Source organism: Rahnella bruchi, assembly GCF_003614975.1.
In the GTDB taxonomy this organism is placed as follows: domain Bacteria; phylum Pseudomonadota; class Gammaproteobacteria; order Enterobacterales; family Enterobacteriaceae; genus Rahnella; species Rahnella bruchi.
Window position 1 is genome coordinate 140,651 of record NZ_QZWI01000005.1, and the last position, 23,956, is coordinate 164,606.

Below are 23,956 nucleotides of genomic sequence, written 5' to 3' on the forward strand. Positions count from 1 at the left end.
AGCCTGAACACCAATTAACCACACAATTCACTTTGTAAAAGAGTATTCCTGGCTCAATCACCCATTTTAAAACCCTAAAAATTTCTGGCTAAATGATGAATATATGAACGGTTATTTTTGAGATAGGGGTGGAAACCAGCTGAAAATGCTGACAAGTGCAGCAAACGGCTGCGGCCATTCAGGGAACGTGTTGACACCGGCACCAGCAAAAAACCCCAAAACAGCGCAATTGCACACGGGTGGTGCAGGTAAGTATCTGTACGGATTTAGGCTGTTTTTCCGGCATAAGGGTTGTGGCGGATGGACATGCATCGAAACGAATATATTTAGGTTTTTTTTGAGTCTGGCGCACTTATTGCTAGGTTTTGCGCGTATATCCTCCGGCAGATTTGCGGGATAACTCTGAAGGCGGGTGCAACGGAAGGCCACTGTAAAATCTTTTTACACGACGTCTCGCAGTACTCAAAAACTCCCCGAAAATTCCCTTCATTGCCTGTGGAGCGTCGTCTATTCTCGGTGCTGAGGAATAGGGAAACTGGGTTATAAACGCGACAATTTGTTGCATAAAGCAATGTTATGGCGCACCCTGCTATCGGGTATAAAAAACGACCAGAGGTAAACCATGGCAACCAGTATTCGTTTAGACGACGATTTTGTGAGTGAAGTGAAAATACATGCGGAAGCCTCCCACCGGAGCATTCCCAAGCAGATTGAACACTGGGCAAAAATCGGCCGGATCGCGGAAGACAATCCTGATCTGACTTACCGGTTCATTGTGGAAACGTTATTAGCCAAAAGCGAGATGGATAACAACAAGGTAACGCGCTATGCCAGAAGGACTGAGCGGTCAAAGGATTGATACGTTTGAATCTCATCGCTTTACCAGAGCGTTTGGACGATTGCCTTTATCACAGCAGATTGTCGTCGAAGATGAAATCGAACGCATACAGGGAAATCCGCTGATCGGAGAACTGAAGAAAGGCGATCTCCGCTATTTAAGAGTGCATAAATTTCCGCTCGAAAAACAGCAGGCTTTGCTGGGCTATTGCTGGCGGGAAGAGAAAATAGAGCTGTATCTGCTGAGCCTGGATTCACATGAGAACTTCTATCAGGAACATAAAAATCACCGTAAAGGTGATTTGAAGATGATGAAATGACATCTCATAAAGCGAAAAGCCCGCAACCTGAAGGCCGCGGGCTGTTCACAGACGAAAAAAAACCTGCTTTAAAAGCAGGTTTTTCAAATGTGGTCGGCGAGAGAGGATGACGCGCATCTTCGATGCTTGCCCTGCGGGCCGTTGCTAAAGCAACGTGGTCTCGCTTCGCTCGGCTCAAACCTCCTTCGGAGGTTCTCATCCTCATTTACTACAGACGAAAAAAAACCTGCTTTAAAAGCAGGTTTTTCAAATGTGGTCGGCGAGAGAGGATTCGAACCTCCGACCCACTGGTCCCAAACCAGTTGCGCTACCAAGCTGCGCTACTCGCCGAATGGGGCGCATCTTACTGCGACCCCCTCAGAGCGTCAATGGCTTTTTATGACATCCGAACTGACTGACCAGATTTCATCCGATACGCCGACAAATTCACCTATAGCTTCTGTTCTGCCTGAGGTTTTGCACACCAGTTGTTCGCCGGATTGATGCCACCGTCCGGCGAGGTATAGCCCAGACAACCCAAAATTGAGTCAAACAATTCAACGTGACGTTTCTTAGCACCGACCCGCTGTTGCGCCTGTAACTGCTCAAACGCCAGTTTGTGATCCGGTTGCTCCAGGAAACGGTCTGATGCCCATACCATCATCGGCACGCGGAATTGCTCCGGTGGCGCCATTTCGCGTGGTGTACCGTGCAGATGAGAGTTCTCATCAATCGATTCGCCGTGATCGGAAGCATAAAACACCAGCGCTTTCTTATCACGCAACTGATCAATCACGCTGTCGATGAAAGTATCGGTGTACAACACGCTGTTATCAAAGGCATTGATCAGTTCCGCTTTGGTACAGGTATTACTCTTACATTCCGGTGTATAACGGGCATAACTGCGCGGATAACGTTGCGAATACAGATAATGAGAGCCTTTGGTATGCAGGATCACCAGATGCTTGCCTTTCGGATGCGTCCTCAGCGATTCCTGTAACTCGTTGACCAGCAGCATGTCATCGACCGGTTTACCGTCGTTACGCTTCTCGGAGGCGATGATTTCACGGAAAGAGAAGTTGTTGGTATCCGCGTTGTTGTAGAACCACAGCTCGCTTTGCATGGCGAACAGCTCTGAGGTGAAGCCCAGAGACTTCATCACCGCAAAAATATTCTGCTCCTTCAGCGTACGCTGCGGGTTATCCGCCGTACCGCCTTCACGCACAAACATACACCGCAACGACAGCTTCGTGGCCGTATCGCAAGACGTGCCACGGAACGCTACGAGATTCTTCTCTTTCGACAAACGCGGCGTTGTATCGCGCTCATATCCCAGAATGCCTAAGTGATCCCAGCGGGTCGTTTCACCGATGATAAACACGACGTAGGTATCGTCGATATCCGCAGGCGGCACATAGGTAAATTCCTTGGCCGGATCAAAGTAATGACTGGAGTCCTGGCTCTCATCGACCTGCGTATAAGCATATAAACCCAGTGCTGCCAGCCAGTTAGAAGGCAGATAGGAGTGCGCCACTACGCCGCCATAGCTCGGCAAATCAACGTTGGTTTTCTTCTCATTCACACTTTGTTCGTGGTCGAGATAACGCAGCGGCAGCCAGACCAGAAGTGCCGTCGCCAGCAGAACGATCAGCGGCAGCGCGCGCGCTCCCGGCGTCCTTATCTGTTCATTCAATGTCAGGCTCAGGTTGTTTTTCCAGATAAGGAACAACGGAACAGCACTGACCAGCACCATCCAGATAAACAGATGCCACCCGATGATTTCTTTACTGAGATCGATATCTGTGGTCATAACTGAAACCACAATGCCGTACCCAATCACTACGTTGAACATCACCATGTAATAACTGGCTGCTACCGAAATCAGCACCAGTAATGAGGCGATAATGCGGAAAAACAGTTTCCCCCCCAGCGAAATTAAACGCAGGACGAAAAAGGTAAACAACACGATGGCACAAACTTCAGTGACCGCCTGCAACAGTTCAATGGAAGTGAAATGGTTAATTAAAGCGGCAAACCGGCGTTGAAACACGGAGACATTCAGGAAAATGCCAATGTAAATCGCTAACAATATTGAGATATTTTGCTGCGATAGAGTCTTCACTCTATTCATGTAATGTGATTTTCCGGAAGTTTTTTGAAAGATTCTGAATCATTGTGACATGTTTATGCTCATCGAGTTCACGGAATATGCTGAGATTACGTTTATATACACACCTGCATGAACAGCATGACATAAGCGCTGCACAGAGGAGTTAACAAATCCAGAGAGAGTATTTAAGACGTGAAAAAGGAGGCCGAAGCCTCCCTGATATTTCCTCATAGCGCCCCTGGTGAAGGCGGTATCACTGGAAAATTACTTAATATTCAATGTGACATCGATGTTGCCACGGGTCGCATTGGAATACGGGCACACCTGATGGGCTTTCGCGACCAGTGCTTCAGCTTCACTGCGCTCGAAGCCCGGCAGGGTGATATCCAGCTGAACCTCAATACCGTAACCGCCAGGAATTGCACCGATACCTACTGCACCTTCAATTTTCGCATCCGCAGGGATCTTAATCTTTTCCTGGGCTGCCACAGCTTTCAGTGCGCCGAGGAAACAAGCGGAATAGCCCGCTGCGAACAGCTGCTCAGGGTTGGTGCCGCCGCCCATACCGCCCATTTCTTTTGGAACACCCAGTTTGACGTCAAGAACGCCGTCGTCAGAAGTCGCACGACCATCACGGCCACCGGTGGCTGAGGCATGAGCACGATACACAACTTTTTCAATAGACATATTTCGTTCCTTAATCAGTGAGGGTTATAAAAATATTAAACGATTTAATCGCACGCTACTTATTTGATTCTACCAGACGAATCTAAGATGCTCCTTCAGACTCGTCTGTTTAACAATATTCAACGCAAACAGGCTTACGCTTTATCCTGAAGTTTAGACCGCAATACTTCCAGTTGCTGTTTGAGCGCGACAATTTCGCCGACCTCACAATCCGTCGCACACAAAATAGCTTCGGGAATACCCTGCGCTTTCTCGCGTAACGCCCTGCCTTCTGCGGTCAGGGAGATAATCACCTGACGCTCATCCGCTTTCGCCCGCTGACGCATCAGTAAACCGGCGGTTTCCAGACGCTTTAACAGCGGCGTTAAGGTGGCAGAATCGAGAAACAGCTTTTCGCCGATTTCAGATACCGTCACTTCATCACGCTGCCACAGCACCAGCATCACCAGATATTGTGGATACGTAAGGTCGAGTTGCCCGAGTAACTTACGGTAAACCTTATGCAGTGCCAGATTCGCGGAGTACAGCGCGAAACACATCTGTTGATCCAGATGCAGCATGCCGTTTTGTGTTGAGTCGGTATCTGTTGTCATGTTCATGTCGCCAATATATATAGCACGCGATATAATCGCAAGCTCTTTTTATTCTTAACTGAACCGGTCAGGATCAGAACCCTTCAATTCGCTGCAACATATACGGATAAAACGGATTAGATGAAACCCGCATCAGCTGATCCATACTCACCACCAGCGCGCCACTTTCGCCCCGTGCGGCCAGTGTACCAAGCCGGAGTCCAAATTGCGCTGGACCTTGCGGATTGCGCCCGTACAGTGAATCGTCTGTCGGAAAAGGCAGCGCGACATGGGAAAGCGAATAAAACTCTGAGGGATAATTCAGACCGAGCGGCATAACGGAAGTGCTGTCCTGCCCCGCCAACGTGGTTTTCGCTACTGTGGCCGCCTCATCCGGCGAAGCATTGGTAATCACCGTCGTCTGATAAGCACGCGCAGGCGCTGGCAACAGGCGCTCCACGGCGGTTTCAGAGGAAGGACGCAGCAACGGGCCGACGTACGCACTGCGATTGATATCAAACAGGACCAGCTGACTGCCATTGGCGGGAAGCTGATTAAACAACGCCGTCACCACCGCGCGGGCACTGACCGTAGAATCGACCACCGACTGAAAAGCCAGCACGGGCGGCAACTGTGCCAGCTTACCGGCCTGCGCATCTTTACTGATTTGCTGCTGCAAAACATGGGTCAGCAGATAAGACTGACGCGCCGCTTTCACCGGAAAGGAATTGTATTTGAACGGATTAAATTCCGGCATCAGATTCAGCCAGGCGGTTTTCGCAAAGGCCGGGAAAATCGCCGGCCAGCCCGCATATCCTGCAAAGCGCGCGAAACTCGTCACGCCAATCATTGGGGAAATCAACACCACACGGGATGGCCGCGCCAGGCCCGGATCATCAAGCGAATCCAGCGTGTACTTCATCGCCAGCGCGCCGCCGTTGGAGAAACCGACCAGTTGCAAAGGCACCTCCGCGCCGGCTGCACGCCGCGCCTCACGAATTGCCAGCCGCGTTGCCGCCATCCACTGCTCCCAGTCCACGCCGATCAGCCCGCCCGGCACCGTGCCGTGTCCCGGCAGGCGGATACCGACCGCGACAAACCCACGACGACGATAATCTTCAGCTATATGGCGCAGGCTGTAAGGCGAATCGGTCAGGCCGTGCAACAGCACCACCGCACCGACCGGTTTTCCTTTTGGCATCAGCTCATAAGAACGGTTCCAGTCCTGCGCAAAATGTTCAGGATAAATCGGACTGCGATCGTAATAGCGGTTCAGCGGGATACGGTCTTCTCTGTCGAGTTTGTCCGTCACTTCCTGCTTTACTTCAACAAAAGCCCGCTGCTCGGCGCGCAGATAGGCGGGCCAGTCGCTGTTATCCAGTTGCTCGGTACTCAGCTCGTCCGGCACCAGTTTGTGCCACGGCTCGAGCGGCGGCCCCTGCAAGGCGTCATAAGTCCGCACACCCAAAAGAGTAATAATCACCAGAATCAGCGCCAGTAACAGTTTTTTCAGGCGTTCAGAAAGACGACGAAGTTGCATCAGGTCGGAGATTCCTAAAGAAAGTTTGGCGCAAAGATTGAGTTAAAAAATATGCCGCTTCTGAGCAATAAGAGAAACACCATAATGTTATCAGGATTGGTGAGGACGGCGCGAAGCGCAAATTTTCGCCCCATTTTTGTTCAGTTGCATTCCCTCTGTGGTGCAACAAATATACAACACGGTCATGCAACAAAACATAAACCCAACAATATCAATGAATAATAATATGGCACAGGCTTTGCTTAGATGAATTCAATCTTGTATACCAGATGGGATTCAAACCATGCCTCCAGCTCCAGATACAGTCGCATCACCCTTTCGCGGTTTTACCTTGCGGGAATGGCAGCAGCATTACCGCAGTGCGCCGGGCAGTCTGCGCACCACGCTTTCTCTGGTTCTCGGGAGCCTGAGTGAAACTGACAATGCCTGGATTTATCTCGCCACGGCAGAACAGCTTGAAGCACAAATCATCCGTCTTGAAACCCTGCGAGACCAAGCCGAAGGTTCGCTGAGCGCCCTGCCGCTGTTTGGCGTGCCGTTTGCCGTTAAAGACAATATGGATATCGCGGGCTGGCCGACGACGGCGGCGTGTCCGGCATTTGCCTATACCGCAGAAGCCGACGCCACCGTGATTGCCAATCTGAAAGCCAAAGGCGCGGTGGTCATCGGTAAAACCAATCTCGATCAGTTCGCCACCGGACTGGTCGGTACCCGCTCCCCTTACGGCGCGGTGCGCAATACCTTCAATCCTGAATACGTCAGCGGCGGTTCAAGCTCCGGCTCGGCTTCTGTTCTGGCACGCGGTCTGGTCGCCTTTTCGCTGGGCACCGATACCGCCGGATCCGGGCGTGTGCCGGCTGGCTTTAACAATGTCGTCGGGCTGAAACCGACCAAAGGCTGGCTGTCGAATACCGGCGTGGTTCCGGCCTGTCGCCTCAATGATGCCGTCTCCATTTTTGCACTCACCGTGGGCGACGCCCAAACCATAGCCCATGCCGCAGGCGGATATGACGCCGCCGATGCCTATTCGCGCAAAAATCCGCATACCGCGCCGGTGGCCTTTCCGGCTCAGCCGCGCATCGCCATCCCTGACCGTGTGGAATTTTTTGGTGATGATCTGGCACAAGCAGCGTTCAGTGAGGCAATCGATCGCCTGCGTCACAATGGCGTCACGCTGGAAGCGATTGATTTCACTCCGTTCCGCGAGCTGGCGGAGCAGTTGTATTACGGCGCATGGGTGGCTGAGCGCACCGTGGCCGTCGGCGAAATTTTCGAAGAAAGCCCTGAGGTGATGGATCCGGTAGTCCGTGGGATTGTTGCCAACGGCCTGAACTACACCGCGTGCGACGCCTGGCGCGCCGAATATTTACGGGCTGAGCTTTCACGCAAAATCAATCTGGCACTGGAAGGATTTGACGCGCTGGTCGTGCCCACCTCCCCGACCATCCGCACGCAGGAAGAGATGGTGCAGGAGCCGGTGCTCTACAACTCGCAGTTCGGCATTTACACCAACTTCACTAATCTGGCGGATTTGTCCGCGCTGGCACTGCCTTCCAGTCTGCGCGCCGACGGCCTGCCCGCCGGTATCACGCTGATCGCCCCTGCCTGGCATGACGATGCGCTGGCGAGCTTTGGCCGCCAATGGCAGCGCAGCCTGAGCCTGCCGCTCGGTGCTACCGGGCTTGCGATGAAGCCCGAAGAATTCATGACCGCCGCGCCGGCCAGTGCTGCCAGCGTGCGCGTCGCCGTGGTGGGTGCTCATCTGACCGGTATGCCGCTCAATTTCCAGCTCACCAGCCGAAACGCGGTGCGCGTCGAGCAAACCACGACCGCCGCGACCTACAAACTTTACGCCCTCGCCAACACCAAACCGCCAAAACCGGGGCTGGTGCGGGCTGAAAGCGGCAGCGCAATTATCGTCGAATTGTGGGATATCCCGCTGGCGCGCTTTGGAGAATTCGTCGCTGAAATCCCTGCACCACTCGGTATCGGGTCGCTTGAACTCGCCGATGGTCGCACCGTGAAAGGCTTTATCTGCGAGCCGTGGGCGATCCCGGAAGCCACGGATATCACGGTATTTGGCGGCTGGAGAAGTTACATCCAAAGCCTGAATTCATCACCGGTAAAAAACTGAGGGCGCGCACATGTTTAACACCGTATTAATTGCTAACCGTGGCGAAATCGCCTGCCGCGCCATCCGCACGCTGAAACGTCTGGGCGTCACCAGCGTGGCTGTCTATTCCGACGCTGACCGCAATGCGCCACACGTCGCGCAGGCCGATATCGCTATCGCACTGGGCGGCGAAAAGGCCAGTGACAGCTACCTGATGATCGACAAAATTCTGGCCGCCGCGAAAGAAACCGGCGCGCAGGCAATTTATCCGGGATACGGCTTTTTATCTGAAAGCGCAGAATTCGCCGATGCCTGTGAAGCGGCGGGGATTGCCTTTATCGGCCCGACCGCCGGACAAATCCGCGAGTTTGGCCTCAAACATCGCGCCCGCGAATTAGCCGGGGCCGCGAATGTTCCAATGACGCCGGGTACCGGTTTGCTCGCAAGTATTGAAGATGCCGTGAAAGCTGCTGCGGACATCGGTTATCCGATCATGCTGAAAAGCACCGCTGGCGGCGGAGGCATTGGCCTGACACGTTGTGACGACGAAGAGGCATTACGCGCCGCGTGGGACAGCGTGAAGCGTCTCGGCGAGCAATTTTTCCGCGACGCCGGTGTGTTTCTGGAACGGTTTGTCGATCGTGCCCGTCACGTCGAAGTACAAATTTTTGGCGACGGCAAAGGCCGCGTGGTAGCGCTCGGTGAACGCGACTGTTCGTTGCAGCGTCGTAATCAGAAAGTGGTGGAAGAAACGCCTGCGCCGAATCTGCCACAGGCCAGCCGCGAAGCATTACACCGCGCCGCCGTGCAGCTGGGTGAATCGGTGAATTATCGCAGCGCCGGTACCGTTGAATTTATCTATGACGCCGCGCGTGACGAATTCTATTTCCTCGAAGTGAATACCCGCTTGCAGGTGGAACATCCGGTCACCGAAATGGTCACCGGTCTGGATCTCATCGACTGCATGCTGAAAGTCGCCGCAGACGAGCCTCTGGATTGGCCTGCGATGGAAAAAGCCCCGCAGGGCGCGTCGATGGAAGTGCGTATTTACGCCGAAGATCCGCTGAAAAATTTTCAGCCTAGTCCCGGCGTTCTGACCGAAGTGTTTTTCCCCGAAGACGTGCGTGTCGACGGCTGGGTTTCAACCGGCAGCGAAGTCTCCGCGTTTTACGACCCGATGATCGCCAAACTGATTGTTCACGGTACGGATCGTCTGGACGCGCTGGCAAAAATGTCGGCTGCGCTTGCCGCTACACGTCTGCACGGCATCGCCACCAACATTGATTATCTGCGTCAGGTGGTCGCCACGCCGGTGTTTCGAGACAGCGAAATGTGGACGCGCATGCTTGACAGTTTTGCCTACGCGCCAAAAGCCATCGAAGTCATCGCGCCCGGCACGTACAGCAGCGTGCAGGATTATCCGGGGCGTCTCGGTTACTGGGATATCGGCGTGCCGCCTTCCGGCCCGATGGACGATTTTGCCTTCCGCCTCGCCAACCGCATTGTCGGTAATCACCTGGATGCCGCCGGTCTGGAGTTCACATTACAGGGGCCAACGCTGCGTTTTCATTGCGACGCCACTATCGCCCTGACCGGCGCACGTTGTCCCGCCACGCTCGATGGCGAACCGGTTTCTTACTGGCAGCCGGTGGATGTAAAAGCCGGTCAGACGCTGACACTGGGGCGCGCGACGCAGGGCTGCCGCACCTATCTCGCGGTGCGTAACGGTTTCGACGTGCCGGTCTATCTCGGCAGCCGCTCGACCTTTGCGCTCGGGCAGTTTGGCGGCCACGCCGGTCGCACGCTGCGCGTCGCCGATATGCTCACCGTTTCGCAGCCGGAACTCGCCGCCTGCACCACGCCTGCGCCGGTCGGTCTGCCGCAGGCAGCAGCGGAAAATATCGTGCCGCCTTACGGTGATATCTGGAATATCGGCGTGCTTTATGGGCCGCACGGCGCGCCGGATTTCTTCACTAAAGCCTCCATCGATACCTTCTTCGAATCCGAATGGCAGGTGCATTACAACTCTAACCGTCTCGGTGTGCGGCTGGTCGGCCCGAAACCGCAATGGGCGCGCCAGGATGGCGGCGAAGCCGGTCTGCATCCGTCGAACGTGCACGACTGTGAATACGCTATCGGCGCGATTAACTTCACCGGCGATTTCCCGGTCATCCTGACCCGAGACGGGCCGAGCCTCGGCGGTTTCGTCTGTCCGGTGACCATAGCGAAAGCCGAATTGTGGAAAGTCGGACAGGTAAAACCGGGCGATAAAATCCGTTTCCATCCGATCAGTTTTGAACAGGCGCAGGCGTTGGAACTGGCGCAGCAGGGCACGCTCGATTCGCTGATGCCGGTCAATGCAATGGCACTGCCAGTGCCGTCACTGCTGCCGGATACCACCGCATCCGCCACTGTTCTTGCGGCCTTACCGGCCACAGCAGAGCGTCCGTCGGTGGAATATCGTCAGGCGGGCGATGGCTACGTGCTGATTGAGTACGGCGATAACGTGCTGGATCTGGCGGTGCGTATGCGCATTTATCTGCTGATGAACGCCATCAAAGCCGCGGGTCAGCAAGGCATTGAAGAACTTTCTCCGGGCGTGCGTTCGCTGCAAATCCGCTACGACAGCCGCGTGCTGCATCAGACGGCGCTGCTCCAGCATTTACTGACGCTGGAACACAACCTGACCGATGTCAGCCAGCTCAAAATCCCGACCCGTATCGTGCATATGCCGATGGCATTTGAAGATTCCGCCACGCTCGGCGCGGTCGAACGCTATCAGCAAACCGTGCGCGCCGACGCGCCGTGGCTGCCGAATAACGTCGATTTCATCCAGCGCACCAACGGACTGGCGAACCGCGATGAAGTGAAAAATATCATTTTCGATGCCAGCTATCTGATCCTCGGACTGGGTGACGTGTACCTCGGCGCGCCGTGCGCGGTGCCGGTCGATCCGCGCCATCGCCTGCTCAGTTCCAAATACAATCCGGCGCGCACGTTTACCGCCGAAGGCACGGTGGGTATCGGCGGCATGTACATGTGCATTTATGGCATGGATTCGCCGGGCGGCTATCAGCTGGTGGGCCGCACGTTGCCTATCTGGAACAAGTTCCTGAAAAACGAGCAGTTCAAAAACGGCGAGCCGTGGCTGCTGCACTTCTTCGATCAGGTGCGCTTCTACGAGGTCACCGAAGCCGAACTGGACATTCAGCGCGACGCGTTCCGCGAAGGCCGCGCTCAAATTCGCATCGAAGAGACCGAGTTCGATTTTGCGCAATATACGCAATTTCTTGCCGACAACGCCGCCGATATTGCTGATTTTCGCACAAAACAGTCACAAGCTTTTACTCGCGAAGTTGCGCACTGGCAGGAAGCGGAAAGCGTTGCCGTGGAAGCCGCCGCCAATGCCGTGCAGTTAGTAGAAGACGATGCGGGTCAGGACGGTCATTTAGTCAGCGCCGATCTGAACGGTAACGTCTGGAAAATCCTGGTGGAGCCGGGTCAGCAGGTCGAAGAAGGCCAGCCGCTGATCGTCGTCGAAGCCATGAAAATGGAACTCTCGGTGAATGCGCCCTGTGCCGGAACCGTACTGAAAATCAGTTGCCAGCAGGGTCGTCCGGTCGGGCCGGGTGATGCCTTGCTGTGGCTGGACACAGCCGTTTAACGCTATCGACAAACAGGGAACAACTCATGCAACTGACGGGCCCGAAATCTTCACGCAGTAAAAGCCGTCCGGAAGGACTGGCGGAACGTATTTATCAACAGCTGAAAGACGACATTTTCAGTTTCCGCCTGCTGCCGGGTGACCGGTTCAGCGAAAACGACATCGCTGACCGGATGGACGTCAGCCGGACACCGGTGCGTCAGGCGCTGTTCTGGCTGGAACACGAAGGCTACGTCGAGGTGTTTTTTCGCAGCGGCTGGCAGGTTCGCCCGTTCGATTTCGACTTTTTCGAACAGCTTTACGATCTGCGCATCGTGCTGGAACTGGAAGCGGTGAAGCGTCTTTGCGCCCTTCCGCCGTCCTTGCAGCCGTTGCAACTGGCTGAACTGAAAGCGTTCTGGGTCGATCAGCCGCAACTGGCTGATGGTCAGCTGGTTTCGCGCTATGACGAAGAGTTTCACATGACGCTGGTGGCTGCGGCCGGAAACGCCGAAATGGCGCGTATCCACCGCGAGCTGACGGAGAAAATCCGCATCATCCGGCGGCTGGATTTCACTAAAGGTGAGCGTGTGAACGCCACTTACCAAGAGCACGCGAGCATTTTGCTCGCCATCATTCATCAACAAACTGAGGAGGCACAGCGCCAGCTACACGATCACATTGCCGTCAGTAAAGCCGAGGTGCGCAAAATTACTCTGCATATGCTGCACCAGGCGCGGGCGGAGAGTGACGAGGGCAACCCGTCATGACTTTTTTAAATGTTTTTTCGACTTTCTACATAACAGCGTTCTCTTAACTTTTTTCAGAGGGTACATCTATGCAACGTCGACGTTTTATTAAAGCCTTTGCTCTTTCCGCCACCGTAGTCAGCATGGGCTTAGCCTGGAGCGCGCAGGCTGCCGACACCATTAAAGTCGGTATCATGCATTCGCTTTCCGGCACTATGGCCATTTCAGAAACCCCGCTGAAAGACGTGGCGCTGATGACCATTGACGACATCAACGCCAAAGGCGGCGTGCTCGGTAAAAAACTGGAACCGGTGGTGGTCGATCCGGCCTCTAACTGGCCGTTATTCGCCGAAAAAGCCCGCCAGTTGCTGACACAGGATAAAGTCGCGGTGGTGTTCGGCTGCTGGACGTCGGTGTCGCGTAAATCTGTGTTGCCGGTGTTTGAGGAGCTGAACGGTCTGCTGTTCTATCCGGTGCAGTACGAAGGTGAAGAGATGTCACCAAACGTGTTCTACACCGGCGCCGCGCCTAACCAGCAGGCCATTCCGGCGGTGGAATATCTGATGAGCGAAGACGGCGGCGCCGCTAAACGCTTCTTCCTGCTCGGCACCGACTACGTGTATCCGCGCACCACCAACAAAATCCTGCGCGCCTTCCTGCATTCCAAAGGCGTGAAAGACAGCGACATCGAAGAAGTCTATACGCCGTTCGGTTACAGCGATTACCAGACCATCGTTTCCAACATTAAGAAATTCTCCGCGGGCGGAAAAACTGCGGTGATCTCCACCATCAACGGCGATTCCAACGTGCCGTTCTACAAAGAGCTGGCGAATCAGGGCGTAAAAGCGACCGACGTGCCGGTAGTGGCGTTCTCGGTTGGCGAAGAAGAACTGCGCGGCATCGATACCAAACCGCTGGTCGGCGATCTGGCCGCATGGAACTACTTCCAGTCTGTCGATAACCCGACCAACAAGAAATTCGTGGCCGAATGGAAGGCCTACGCCAAAGCTCACAAACTGCCAAATGCCGATACCGCTGTGACCAACGACCCGATGGAAGCGACCTATGTCGGCATCCATATGTGGGCTCAGGCGGTGGAAAAAGCCGGGACGACGGATGTGGATAAAGTCCGCGCCGCCATGGCCGGGCAGACCTTCGCTGCACCTTCCGGTTTCACGCTGACCATGGATAAAACCAACCATCACCTGCACAAACCCGTGATGATCGGCGAAATCGAATCCAACGGTCAGTTCAACGTGGTCTGGCAGACCGACAAACCTATCCGCGCCCAGCCGTGGAGCCCGTACATCGCGGGTAACGATAAAAAGCCAGATACCCCGGTGAAAACGGTTAACTGATTAAGCTCCCTCGAACGAAGGGGTGGTTGGATAAACCGGTCAGCTCCCTCCCCTGCGAAGGGGAGGGTTGGGGTGGGGTATTAATGGCAACATGGAATCTCAGGTTGTCTGCAAAACCCCCTCCCGGCCTCCCCCTTCGCAGGGGGAGGAGCCAACCAGCATCAACTTTATGCGGCGAGAACATTATGAGAATCCTCATCAGGCCACTGCTTTTCCTGCTTTGTTGCCTTCCGCTTCTGGCCGAGGCGGGTGCGGCGAATGACTTTGCTGCCGCCAGCCGCAGTCAGCAGGCGACGTTATTACAGCAATGGGCGGCGGATCCGCAGCCGGAAAGGCTGCCGCTGCTTGAGGCGCTGAAGCAGGAAAACGTCGTCACCGACGAAGCGAAACACGCGTTCATCCGGAACGGCGATCAGCTGACACCGCTGGAAGGCGACGTAAAACCGCAGGGTGAAGCTAAAAAAGTCTGGCTGAACAACCGCCTGCGTATTTTGATTGCCAATGCGCTTTCCGCGCATCGCCTGGTCAGCACCGACAGCGCCGTTCGATTGCAGGCCGCCAAATCCTTACAGCGTGAAGCGCAGGCCGACCAGTTGCCGCTGCTGACTCATCGTCTTGAACTGGAAAAAGACAGTGCGGTTCACGACGCCCTTTCCATCGCGCTGGCGAATTTACAGCTGACCGATGCCAGCCCGCAGGTGCGCCTGAAAGCCGTTGAGCTGCTCGGCACATCGGGCGATCCGGACACACAAGGCCGTTTGCAGAGCCTGACTGACCCGAAAACTGAGCCTGATGCCACGGTGCGTGACGCCGCGCTCGCCAGCCTGAAAGCGGTGCAGCATCGTCTGATGATCGGCGATTTACTGGGGCAGGCCTTTACCGGTTTATCGCTCGGCTCAATTCTGCTGCTCGCTGCGCTCGGTCTGGCGATCACTTACGGCTTGCTGGGCGTGATTAACATGGCGCACGGCGAGATGTTAATGCTCGGCTCCTATTCGACTTACATGGTGCAGTCGCTGTTTCAGCATTACGCGCCGGGGCTGCTGGCGCTGTATCCGCTGGTCGCGCTGCCGGTGGCCTTTTTCATCACGGCGGGGATGGGTATGGTGCTCGAGCGCACCGTCATCCGCCATTTATACGGTCGTCCGCTGGAAACTCTGCTGGCGACCTGGGGCATCAGCCTGATCCTGATTCAGGGCGTGCGCGTGCTGTTTGGCGCGCAAAACGTCGAAGTAGCGAATCCCGGCTGGCTTTCAGGCGGCATTCAGTTGCTGCCCAATCTGGTGCTGCCATACAACCGCATCGCGGTGATCATCTTTGTATTGCTGGTACTCGGCCTGACCTGGCTGCTGCTCAATAAAACGCGCCTCGGCATGAACGTACGCGCCGTGACACAAAACCGCGCGATGGCGGCCTGCTGCGGCGTGCCGACCGGACGCGTCGATATGCTGGCGTTCGGCCTCGGTTCCGGCATTGCCGGACTAGGCGGCGTCGCGCTGTCGCAACTGAGCAACGTCGGCCCGGAACTCGGTCAGGGCTACATCATCGACTCGTTCCTGGTAGTGGTACTCGGCGGCGTCGGACAGCTGGCAGGCACCGTGGTGGCGGCCTTTGGTCTGGGCATCGTGAACAAAATCCTTGAGCCGGAAATCGGCGCGGTACTGGGCAAAATCCTGATCCTCGCGCTGATAATCCTGTTTATCCAGAAACGTCCGCAAGGACTCTTCGCCTTCAAAGGCAGGGTGATTGACTGATGAGCCAGCCTCTGACGATTACCGGCGTACAAAAAGCGCCGAAGATTGCGATTTCGGTGGGCGCGCTGGTGCTCATCATCCTGATTGTGATGCCGTTTCTGGCGCTGCTGCCCGCCACAAATCCGCTGGCGATCTCCACCTATACGCTGACGCTGGCAGGAAAGATCCTTTGTTATGCGATCGTCGCGATCGCGCTCGATCTGGTCTGGGGCTACGCCGGTTTGTTATCGCTCGGTCACGGATTATTTTTTGCGCTCGGCGGCTATGCGATGGGCATGTATTTAATGCGCCAGGCCGCAGGCAGCGGGTTACCAGACTTTATGTCATTTCTGTCATGGAACGAGTTGCCGTGGTTCTGGGCAGGTACTCAGCATTTCGCCTGGGCGCTGTGCCTGATCGTTCTGGTGCCCGGCGCGCTGGCATTTGTGTTCGGCTATTTTGCCTTCCGTTCAAAAATCAAAGGCGTGTATTTTTCCATAATGACGCAGGCGCTGACCTACGCCGGTATGTTGCTGTTTTTCCGCAATGAAACCGGCTTCGGCGGCAATAACGGTTTTACCGGTTTCACCACCCTGCTCGGCTTTCCGGTCACCGCCACCGGCACGCGCGTCGGCCTGTTTCTGGCGACGGTTCTGGTGCTGGTCGCGAGCCTTGCGCTCGGTTTCGCGCTGGCACGCAGTAAATATGGCCGCGTGCTGACGGCAGTGCGCGACGCCGAAAACCGGCTGATTTTCTGCGGCTACGATCCGAAAGGTTTCAAGCTGTTCGTCTGGACGATTTCCGCCATGCTGTGCGGTCTGGCGGGCGCGCTGTATGTGCCACAGGTCGGCATCATCAATCCGAGCGAAATGTCACCAACCAACTCCATCGAAGCCGCCATCTGGGTGGCGCTCGGCGGGCGCGGTACGCTGATCGGCCCGATTATCGGCACGGGCATCGTCAACGGTGCGAAAAGCTGGTTCACCGTCGCCATTCCCGAATACTGGCAATTTGTTCTCGGCGGCATGTTTATTCTGGTGACGTTGTTCCTGCCGCAAGGCGTGATTGGCCTGCTGCGCAAGAGGAAATCCTGATGAGCCCGATGACCATGACCGAAGATCTGTTTACCCAGCCGCATCTGGCGGACAGGCATCGCCTGCAAACCGATCCGATTTTGCAGCTGGAAAACATCAATGTCAGTTTTGACGGATTTAAGGCGCTGACCAATTTGTCGCTGAACATCGGCGTCGGCGAATTACGTTGTGTGATTGGCCCGAACGGCGCAGGGAAAACCACGCTGATGGACGTGATAACAGGAAAAACCAAACCGCAAAGTGGCCGTGTTTTTTACGATCAGCGCACCGACCTGACGAAGCTGGATCCGGTACGCATTGCGCAGTCCGGCATCGGCCGCAAATTCCAGAAACCGACGGTGTTTGAAGCGCTGACGGTGTTCGAAAATCTGGAAATCGCGCAGAAAACCAATAAGTCGGTGTGGGCGTGCCTGCGCGCCAAAATGAACAGCGAACAGCGCGACCGCATTGATGAAATGCTCGGCACACTGCGTCTGGCGGCTGAACGTCATCGTCCGGCAGGGCTGCTGTCACACGGTCAAAAACAGTTTCTGGAAATCGGTATGCTGCTGGTCCAGGAGCCGCATCTGTTGCTGCTCGATGAACCGGCAGCAGGCATGACCGATGCCGAAACGGAGTACACCGCCGAGCTGTTCAAACAGCTGGCGGGAAAGCATTCGCTGATGGTGGTCGAGCACGATATGGGGTTTGTAGAAACCATCGCCGATCACGTGACGGTTCTGCATCAGGGACAGGTTCTGGCCGAAGGTTCGCTGCGGGAAGTGCAGGCCAATGAGCAGGTTATCGACGTGTATTTAGGGCGCTGAGGAATTGCATTATGTTGCAGGTAAATGAACTGAATCAGTTTTACGGCGGCAGCCATATTCTGCGCGGCCTGTCCTTCGAGGCCAAAATCGGCGAAGTGACGTGCCTGCTCGGGCGAAACGGCGTCGGCAAAACCACGCTGCTGAAATGCCTGATGGGGCTAGTCCCGGCGAAATCCGGCACCATCAGCTGGCAGGATCAGGTGATCAATAACCGCAAACCGCACCAGCGCGTGCAGGCGGGAATTGCCTACGTCCCGCAGGGTCGCGAAATTTTTCCGCGCCTGACGGTCGAAGAAAATCTGCTAATGGGCTTATCGCGCTTTTCCGGCAGCGATTCCAGGCAGGTGCCGGACGAGATCTACCACCTGTTTCCGATCCTGCTGGAAATGAAACATCGTCGCGGCGGGGATTTGTCCGGCGGTCAGCAGCAACAGCTGGCGATTGGCCGCGCGCTGGCCTGCAAACCCAGCCTGCTGATCCTCGACGAACCGACAGAAGGCATTCAGCCATCAGTTATCAAGGAAATCGGCGCAGTGATTAAACAGCTTGCCGCCCGAGGAGACATGGCAATCCTGCTGGTCGAGCAATTCTACGATTTCGCCGCCGAACTCGCCGACAGCTATCTGGTGATGTCGCGCGGCAGCATCGTCAAACGCGGTCGCGGAGAAGAAATGGAGGCGGAAGGCGTGCGGGCGCTGGTGGCGATTTAGTCGATACTGACTTTTTCAAGACAAGCTGCTACTTTTCAGCCACATTTACAGCCATTTCCAAGTCCCGCTGAAAAGAATACAAAGTATGAAAATCAAAAGTCAGGAAGCCCTGGTGCGTCAGCGTAAGCGCTGGATCATGCTGGTGGTACTGTTCGCGGTTATCGCGGGAGGTTATCAGTGGTGGAAACAGGGGAAACTCGTCTCCGAGCAGTGGAGCCCGAATAAAGAGTATGTGGTGCGCGAGTACCGGACATTCGAATTTATCCCGCGTATGACCATGCCAGGCGATGGCGGGCATTATTCCGGTTATATGCGTGTGTACAACCGTGACGGCAAACAGTTCTACGAAGAGTATTCCGATCTTCTCGACTTTATCGAAGGCCCGTTCTGGGCGAAGGAAGGCGTTTACTGGATGGGCAATGACAACCAGGACATCGTACGGCTGCCTACATCACCTGTTGAGTAAGTAACAGAGACAAAAAAGCCGCGACTTGCGCGGCTTTTAGCATTTCAACACAAGGCTGAAACCTTAGCTTCTGACTTTACGGTAGATAAACAGAACGACGATCGCACCGATCACTGCGACAACGAAGCTGCCGAAGTTGAAGCCGTCTACTCGACCAAAGCCGAAGAAAGTACTGATATAGCCACCGATCACGGCACCGACAATACCCAGAACGACAGTCAGAATAAATCCGCCGCCATCTTTGCCAGGCATGATCCATTTCGCCAGAATACCTGCAATCAGACCAAAGATAATCCAGGATAAAATTCCCATTTTCGACTCCTCCGAATAAATTTCCGTTACCGTGAATATTGTTCAACCAAGTTAGCTAAACAAGAGCAGAACTATTTAGGCCCTGCGAGCTGAAAGTGTGTTTTACACCAACGCCCCTCTTCTTGAACTGCAAGTAAAGTCTAGCACCCTTTCGACAAAACCGCCCAAAATCAGCAGGAAGGGACAGAAACGCAGAGAAATCTAAGGCAATTTCAGGCTGTGTCAGCACGAATGCGGTTTCGTCAGCCACCCGCACGGGGACGTAAAATTGCGTAAAATTTAGACCAAATATTTTGAATGAGATACTCAAATCAATCCGTTTTTCATCGTCAGCCATCCGGCCTATTATGCATCCATCGAAAGGCAAACACCTTTCACTCTCATAAACCTGAATGGATTAATCATCATGAAAAACGTCAAAATTTTTGCTGTAGCTGCAACCCTTTCCCTGATCTCTTTTGGCAGCTTCGCGGCTCAACAGATTACTCAGCCATCCGGAGACATGCAGAAAATCGGCGTAATTTCCGCGGCTAACTCCACCACCCTCGGCGGTCTGGAAGCGAAATTATCTCAGCAGGCGAAAGACGCAGGCGCATCTTCTTACCGCATCATCTCCGTGACCGGTAATAACAAACTGCACGCTGACGCTGAAATCTATAAATAATCTCCCGCATAAAACCCTCTGAAAAGCCTGTGGAAGCCCGACTTCCACAGGCTTTTTTATTTGCCAGTATTTTTATGCCAAATTTTTCCTTATTTCGCGATTGCATCTCTCCCATCCTGTTCACTATTCTGGTTTTTTCGCTCATCAGGAAAAGCCATGACTGTTACCGAATCTCTCCTTTCTTACGCGCTTGCTGCGGGAATTTTAACGCTGACGCCGGGACTTGATACCGCTTTAGTTCTGCGCACGGCAGCCAGTCAGGGCAGCAAAAAAGCGTTATCGTCAGCATTTGGTATCAGTACCGGCTGTCTTATCTGGGGCGCGATGGTCGCTCTGGGGCTGGGGGCGGTGCTGGCAGCTTCTGAAATGGCGTTTACGTTACTTAAGTGGACCGGTGCGGCGTATCTGGCCTGGCTTGGTCTGCAAATGCTTCTCAAACCCCGCAGCGAAATGAATATGGCCACGCCTGAGAACGGCGGAAAAATGCTACGTATCGGCAATTCTCCGTTCATGAGAGGGCTGTTTGGCAATGTACTGAACCCGAAAGTCGGCGTGTTCTATGTCTCTTTCCTGCCGCAGTTTGTCGCCACAGGTTATCCGCTCGGGCCTTATATTTTTGGACTCGCTGCCATGCACGCCGTCATTGGCACCCTGTGGTCAGTCACGATGATTTCTGCCACGCGCCCGCTGTCGCGCTGGTTACGTCGCCCGGCGGTGGTCAGAACGCTTGATCGCTTAACCGGCACCGTTTTTCTCGCCTTTGCAGTACGACTCGCTATGACTAAACGCTAACTAAAAGGAATGCTGTCATGAAGACCCGCCTCAGCCATGCCCCGACTGAAAACGATCTTGAGGAGATCAAAACTGCCCTGCGTAATTTCAACCGCAACTTTGTCCCGCAGTCGAAGTTTCGTGCGTTAGGTATTTTTGTGGAAGATGAGAACGGAAGTAAACAAGCGGGGATTGTGGCGGAAACGGTCGGCAACTGGATGTATATCCAAATGTTGTGGGTAGATGAGTCGTTACGTGGAAAAGATGTAGGGACACAGCTGATTGCAGAAGCGGAAGCAGAAGCTAAAACGCGGGGTTGTCGCTATTCACTGGTCGATACGTTTAGTTTTCAGGCCCGGCCATTCTATGAGCGGATGGGGTACGAAATGCAGATGGAGCTGGAAGATTATATCCGCGATACGCGCACGCCTGAGGATGCACCTTCTACCCATACGCGGTATTTCCTGACCAAAAAATTAGGCTGAATGATCAAAGCGCGGCTGCACGGGCCGCGCAGTTTTTCAGTTATTTAGCAGACAGGGCCAGCCATTCCTGAACCGCAGGTCGCTGCCACTGTGCCTCAGCGTAAGCCGCGAGTTTCTCCGGCATTGCATCGCCGTTGAGCCGCAGACGGTTCAGCATCAGCGCCAGATCCACATCCGCAATACTCCATTCACCAAACAAATGTTCTTTGTCGCCCAGCAAACGCTCCGCAGCGGCATATAACTTTTCAGCGGCCTGCTCCCCGTTAGCAGAAAGCGGCGGACATTTTGCCCCGGCAAACACCACTTCCGTTGAGCGTTCCTGACGGATGGGCATCAGATCACTGCGCAGCCACGCCTGCACTTCACGCGCTTTGGCACGGTTTTCCGGATCCGCCGGATAGATAGCCGGAAACGTCGGCGCGGGGAAAAGTTCTTCAACATACTCATCAATCGCCGAAGATTCGGACAGCACAAAGGTGCCGTTGGTCAGCGTCGGAACGCGACGGGTCATGGACAGCGCGGAATAGGTTTCTTGCAGGTTCTCCGCATCTGCCAGGCTGACTGTCTCCAGTTCAAACGGGATGCCCTTTTCAGTCAGCGCCACAAAAGCAGACATCACGTAAGGACTGAAAAAATTAGCATCAGAATACAAAATCAGCGAAGACTGGCTCATGGAAATCTCCTGAAAAAATAAAGCAAAGGAAGAAAAACATAGCGCAGAAAGCGGGATGTGTCGTTAAAAAACCGGCCGGTAAAGATAAACGTTCGCATCCTGCCCACGTCTCCCTATACTGCTGTTATGTCGGCTGATTCAGCACCTTTCCAGGGAACTCCTATGAAGTCATGGCTCTTACCTCTTTTGCTGCTTGCCCCACTGTGTTCGCAGGCGGCTTCCACGCCGAAAGAAATCAAAGCGCGCTTCAGCCAGTTTAAGGTCGGGGATAAAACCATTTGCCTCGATGACGTGACCTATGCGAACAACAACAAAATGAAAGTCATTGAGAACGGTTTTGTGGTCTCGAAGAGAAAAAACGTGCTGATTTATCAGAGCAATACGCTTTTTTTGCTCGGCAATGACGTTACGGTGAACATCAAGGCGATCATCGAAAGCCGCGCCGGGAAAACCTCTTTCAACAACCAGTTCAAGCAGGCCATGATTCAGGTTGACGGGCTGGACGATCCGGCGCGTGCCAATGAGAAAGCGAAAATCATTCAGTCATTCGAAGACGTGATTTCCGACAAGCATAATGAAACGCCTTACAGCTCCGTGGCGCTGACCGATAAGGGCTACATCATCACGCAGGTCGAAAGCCACTCCACGACCATCAGCGAATGTTACGTCACGCCCTATAAGAAGCCGGAAAACACTAAATAAATCAGAGGGAAATGATGACCGTTTTAGTACCGATGAGTGCCGCGTTTTATCAGAGTTTCGCCGAACAGCTGGCGAAGGATTATGCCGAAGAGAACGTGACCGCCGGTCTTTGGCAGGCGGAGTCAGCGCTGGAGCGCGCGCGCAGTTCTACGCAAAGTGCGCTGCCACAAGGTGTTGATACGCCGGATCATCATCTTTTTGAAATCAGAACGGAAGCGCACGGCGAGACCGCGGGTTATTTATGGTTTTCCAACGTGGAACGCTATGGCGTGCGCAGTGCGTTCGTGTACGAACTGACGGTGCACCCGCAATTTCGCCGTCAGGGTCATGCGGCGGCAGCATTCAGACTGATGGAAGAACACTTGCGGGAACAGGGTTGCATGGCTATCGAACTGAATGTCTTTGCCAGCAATCCCGGTGCACAGGCGCTGTACGCCAGCCTCGGTTACGTCACGACCAAAATGAATATGCGTAAACCGCTTAGCGGGAATACTTGATAAATTCAGTGAGTTTTCCGATACGATCGTAAAGTTTGCGGGCCGTGTGGTTAGTGGTTTTCGTCGTCCAGTAGACATTGGCTTTGTCATTCTGGTCGGCGTAAGCGTAAACCGCCTCGACCAGCTTCTGCCCGATCCCCAGTTTTCTTGCGCTGTCATCAACGTATAAATCCTGCAAATAGACCACCTGCTGCATGTGCCAGCCATGATCGTGATTGATGCAGTTCACCAGGCCGACCAGTTTCCCTTCGTACTGTGCCACATAGCCAAACATGTCGGCATAGTCAGGCTGCGACAAACGCTCGAAAGTGTAATCAAACTGCGCCGGATCCAAATCTGACTGGTAAAAATCCAGATAATCACGCCACAGAATTTCCCAACCTTCGCGGTCAGCGGGCGTTAACGGGCGGATCACAACATCTTGCGGCTGGCTCATCAGGTCATTCTCCTCAGGAAATGAAAACGTTACGGACGCGACTGCGGATAATGTATCAGGTCGTGGAAACGCACGGAATGGCCACTTTCGTTGCGATATGCGTGCGGGCAATCGGCGGCAAAACGCAGCGCTTCACCGGCACCCAGTACGCGCGTCACGCCATCCACGGTCATCGTCAGTTCGCCTTCAATCACAATCACATGCTCAATGACACCGGCCTCGTGCGGCGTGGATTCGCTGCAACCGTCCGGCTCGAGATCGATAACAAACATGTCCATACGCAAGGTTGTGTCGTAAGGGAATAACGGCACGACACGCATCCCCGAGGTTTTGCTGTTAAACGTGGTCAGTAAACCGTGACGATGCAACGCCGCTGACTGTTCAGGTGGCGTTTCGAGAAACTCTGAGAAAGACACATTCAGCCCGCTGGCGATTTTCCACAATGTTGCCACCGTCGGGCTGGATTCGCCGCGCTCAATCTGACCCAGCATGGCCTTACTGACGCCGGTCTGCTCTGCCGTCTGAGTGAGACTCCAGCCGCGCTCGCTGCGTACCGCTTTCAACTGGCTGCCAATATGACGGGTGAGTTCCTGCATTTTGTCTCCTCGGCGCGATGATCGTTCATCGCGATTGTGCGTTATAACGCACAGTGATATCGTGAGCGCATCAGATGTGCGCTATAACGCACAACAGCATACC

General features: G+C 54.5%; 24 protein-coding genes, 1 tRNA gene and 1 other RNA gene. 16 read left to right on the plus strand and 10 right to left on the minus strand.

Translation table 11 applies throughout. The features are described 5' to 3' along the window. The first annotated feature begins 622 nt into the window (after nt 1–622). Together D5398_RS11865 and D5398_RS11870 are read left to right on the plus strand one after the other, a co-directional pair. Nucleotides 623–859, plus strand: coding sequence for a TA system antitoxin ParD family protein (locus tag D5398_RS11865; RefSeq protein ID WP_120507826.1), 237 nt, complete (start codon nt 623–625; stop codon nt 857–859). Beyond that, nucleotides 828–1,157, plus strand: a complete 330-nt coding sequence (locus D5398_RS11870; RefSeq protein WP_120507827.1) for a type II toxin-antitoxin system RelE/ParE family toxin — start codon at nt 828–830, stop codon at nt 1,155–1,157. Before D5398_RS11865 ends, D5398_RS11870 begins: the two co-directional genes overlap by 32 nt. A 90-nt stretch (nt 1,158–1,247) precedes the next feature. Here the strand turns inward: D5398_RS11870 and D5398_RS11875 are convergent. The 6 genes from D5398_RS11875 to D5398_RS11900 form a co-directional block, all read right to left on the minus strand. Then, a non-coding RNA gene (locus tag D5398_RS11875) (RtT sRNA) lies at nt 1,248–1,377 on the minus strand. Between the two features lie 33 nt (nt 1,378–1,410). After that, nucleotides 1,411–1,487, minus strand: a tRNA-Pro gene (locus D5398_RS11880). A gap of 100 nt (nt 1,488–1,587) precedes the next feature. After that, nucleotides 1,588–3,267, minus strand: coding sequence for a kdo(2)-lipid A phosphoethanolamine 7''-transferase (gene eptB, locus D5398_RS11885; RefSeq protein WP_120507828.1), 1,680 nt, complete (start codon nt 3,265–3,267; stop codon nt 1,588–1,590). Nucleotides 3,268–3,510: 243 nt separating this feature from the next. Continuing rightward, on the minus strand, nt 3,511–3,933 hold the full coding sequence (locus D5398_RS11890) for an organic hydroperoxide resistance protein (protein WP_112291684.1): 423 nt from the start codon (nt 3,931–3,933) through the stop codon (nt 3,511–3,513). Nucleotides 3,934–4,067: 134 nt separating this feature from the next. Then, complete coding sequence (locus tag D5398_RS11895) at nt 4,068–4,532, minus strand: MarR family winged helix-turn-helix transcriptional regulator (RefSeq protein ID WP_415838478.1); 465 nt, start codon at nt 4,530–4,532, stop codon at nt 4,068–4,070. Nucleotides 4,533–4,599: 67 nt separating this feature from the next. Further along, nucleotides 4,600–6,045, minus strand: a complete 1,446-nt coding sequence (locus D5398_RS11900) for an alpha/beta hydrolase (RefSeq protein WP_120507830.1) — start codon at nt 6,043–6,045, stop codon at nt 4,600–4,602. A 283-nt stretch (nt 6,046–6,328) separates the two neighbouring features. Between D5398_RS11900 and atzF the strand changes: the two genes are divergently transcribed. From atzF to D5398_RS11945, 9 genes are all read left to right on the plus strand, one after another. Beyond that, on the plus strand, nt 6,329–8,179 hold the full coding sequence (atzF, locus tag D5398_RS11905) for an allophanate hydrolase (protein ID WP_120507831.1): 1,851 nt from the start codon (nt 6,329–6,331) through the stop codon (nt 8,177–8,179). A 10-nt stretch (nt 8,180–8,189) separates the two neighbouring features. After that, a complete protein-coding gene (uca, locus tag D5398_RS11910; protein ID WP_120507832.1) occupies nt 8,190–11,822 on the plus strand; it encodes an urea carboxylase in 3,633 nt (1,210 codons plus the stop codon). 26 nt (nt 11,823–11,848) lie between these two features. Continuing rightward, nucleotides 11,849–12,571, plus strand: a complete 723-nt coding sequence (locus D5398_RS11915; RefSeq protein WP_120507833.1) for a GntR family transcriptional regulator — start codon at nt 11,849–11,851, stop codon at nt 12,569–12,571. Between the two features lie 68 nt (nt 12,572–12,639). After that, entirely contained in the window at nt 12,640–13,908 is a 1,269-nt protein-coding gene (urtA, locus tag D5398_RS11920; protein WP_120507834.1) for an urea ABC transporter substrate-binding protein, read from the plus strand. A 185-nt stretch (nt 13,909–14,093) separates the two neighbouring features. After that, nucleotides 14,094–15,662 (plus strand): urea ABC transporter permease subunit UrtB, encoded by a 1,569-nt coding sequence (gene urtB, locus D5398_RS11925; RefSeq protein WP_120507835.1) that lies wholly within the window; start codon nt 14,094–14,096, stop codon nt 15,660–15,662. Continuing rightward, nucleotides 15,662–16,735: an urea ABC transporter permease subunit UrtC gene (urtC, locus tag D5398_RS11930; protein ID WP_120507836.1), complete on the plus strand. Its 1,074-nt coding sequence runs from the start codon at nt 15,662–15,664 to the stop codon at nt 16,733–16,735. The genes urtB and urtC overlap by 1 nt, the downstream gene beginning before the upstream one ends. An 8-nt stretch (nt 16,736–16,743) precedes the next feature. Then, the gene (urtD, locus tag D5398_RS11935; RefSeq protein WP_120507940.1) at nt 16,744–17,541 is read left to right on the plus strand and encodes an urea ABC transporter ATP-binding protein UrtD; all 798 of its coding nucleotides are present in this window, start codon (nt 16,744–16,746) and stop codon (nt 17,539–17,541) included. Between the two features lie 11 nt (nt 17,542–17,552). Beyond that, nucleotides 17,553–18,251 carry an urea ABC transporter ATP-binding subunit UrtE gene (gene urtE / locus D5398_RS11940; protein WP_120507837.1) on the plus strand — a complete coding sequence of 233 codons (699 nt, stop codon included), beginning with the start codon at nt 17,553–17,555 and terminating at the stop codon, nt 18,249–18,251. Nucleotides 18,252–18,336: 85 nt separating this feature from the next. Then, nucleotides 18,337–18,717, plus strand: coding sequence for a hypothetical protein (locus D5398_RS11945; protein ID WP_120507838.1), 381 nt, complete (start codon nt 18,337–18,339; stop codon nt 18,715–18,717). 63 nt (nt 18,718–18,780) lie between these two features. Here D5398_RS11945 and D5398_RS11950 read toward each other — a convergent pair whose 3' ends face one another. After that, nucleotides 18,781–19,029: a GlsB/YeaQ/YmgE family stress response membrane protein gene (locus tag D5398_RS11950; RefSeq protein ID WP_120132770.1), complete on the minus strand. Its 249-nt coding sequence runs from the start codon at nt 19,027–19,029 to the stop codon at nt 18,781–18,783. Between the two features lie 406 nt (nt 19,030–19,435). On the opposite strand from D5398_RS11950, the gene bhsA reads away from it, so the two are divergent. From bhsA to D5398_RS11970, 3 genes are all read left to right on the plus strand, one after another. Then, nucleotides 19,436–19,693 carry a multiple stress resistance protein BhsA gene (bhsA, locus tag D5398_RS11960; RefSeq protein ID WP_120507840.1) on the plus strand — a complete coding sequence of 86 codons (258 nt, stop codon included), beginning with the start codon at nt 19,436–19,438 and terminating at the stop codon, nt 19,691–19,693. Between the two features lie 156 nt (nt 19,694–19,849). Continuing rightward, nucleotides 19,850–20,485 (plus strand): LysE family translocator, encoded by a 636-nt coding sequence (locus D5398_RS11965; RefSeq protein ID WP_120507841.1) that lies wholly within the window; start codon nt 19,850–19,852, stop codon nt 20,483–20,485. 17 nt (nt 20,486–20,502) lie between these two features. Beyond that, complete coding sequence (locus tag D5398_RS11970) at nt 20,503–20,949, plus strand: GNAT family N-acetyltransferase (RefSeq protein ID WP_120507842.1); 447 nt, start codon at nt 20,503–20,505, stop codon at nt 20,947–20,949. Between the two features lie 40 nt (nt 20,950–20,989). On the opposite strand, the gene yfcF is transcribed toward D5398_RS11970, so the two are convergent. Beyond that, entirely contained in the window at nt 20,990–21,622 is a 633-nt protein-coding gene (gene yfcF, locus D5398_RS11975) for a glutathione transferase (RefSeq protein ID WP_120507843.1), read from the minus strand. A gap of 162 nt (nt 21,623–21,784) precedes the next feature. Here yfcF and D5398_RS11980 point away from each other — a divergent pair, with 162 nt between their 5' ends. Beyond that, entirely contained in the window at nt 21,785–22,324 is a 540-nt protein-coding gene (locus D5398_RS11980; RefSeq protein WP_120507844.1) for a hypothetical protein, read from the plus strand. A gap of 14 nt (nt 22,325–22,338) precedes the next feature. Then, on the plus strand, nt 22,339–22,821 hold the full coding sequence (locus tag D5398_RS11985) for a GNAT family N-acetyltransferase (RefSeq protein ID WP_120507845.1): 483 nt from the start codon (nt 22,339–22,341) through the stop codon (nt 22,819–22,821). Here the strand turns inward: D5398_RS11985 and D5398_RS11990 are convergent. Together D5398_RS11990 and D5398_RS11995 are read right to left on the minus strand one after the other, a co-directional pair. Continuing rightward, nucleotides 22,805–23,257, minus strand: a complete 453-nt coding sequence (locus D5398_RS11990; RefSeq protein WP_120507846.1) for a GNAT family N-acetyltransferase — start codon at nt 23,255–23,257, stop codon at nt 22,805–22,807. The two genes, D5398_RS11985 and D5398_RS11990, sit on opposite strands and share 17 nt — an antisense overlap. Before the next feature lie 29 nt (nt 23,258–23,286). Then, nucleotides 23,287–23,853 carry a helix-turn-helix domain-containing protein gene (locus tag D5398_RS11995; protein ID WP_120507847.1) on the minus strand — a complete coding sequence of 189 codons (567 nt, stop codon included), beginning with the start codon at nt 23,851–23,853 and terminating at the stop codon, nt 23,287–23,289. Nucleotides 23,854–23,956 lie beyond the last annotated feature (103 nt).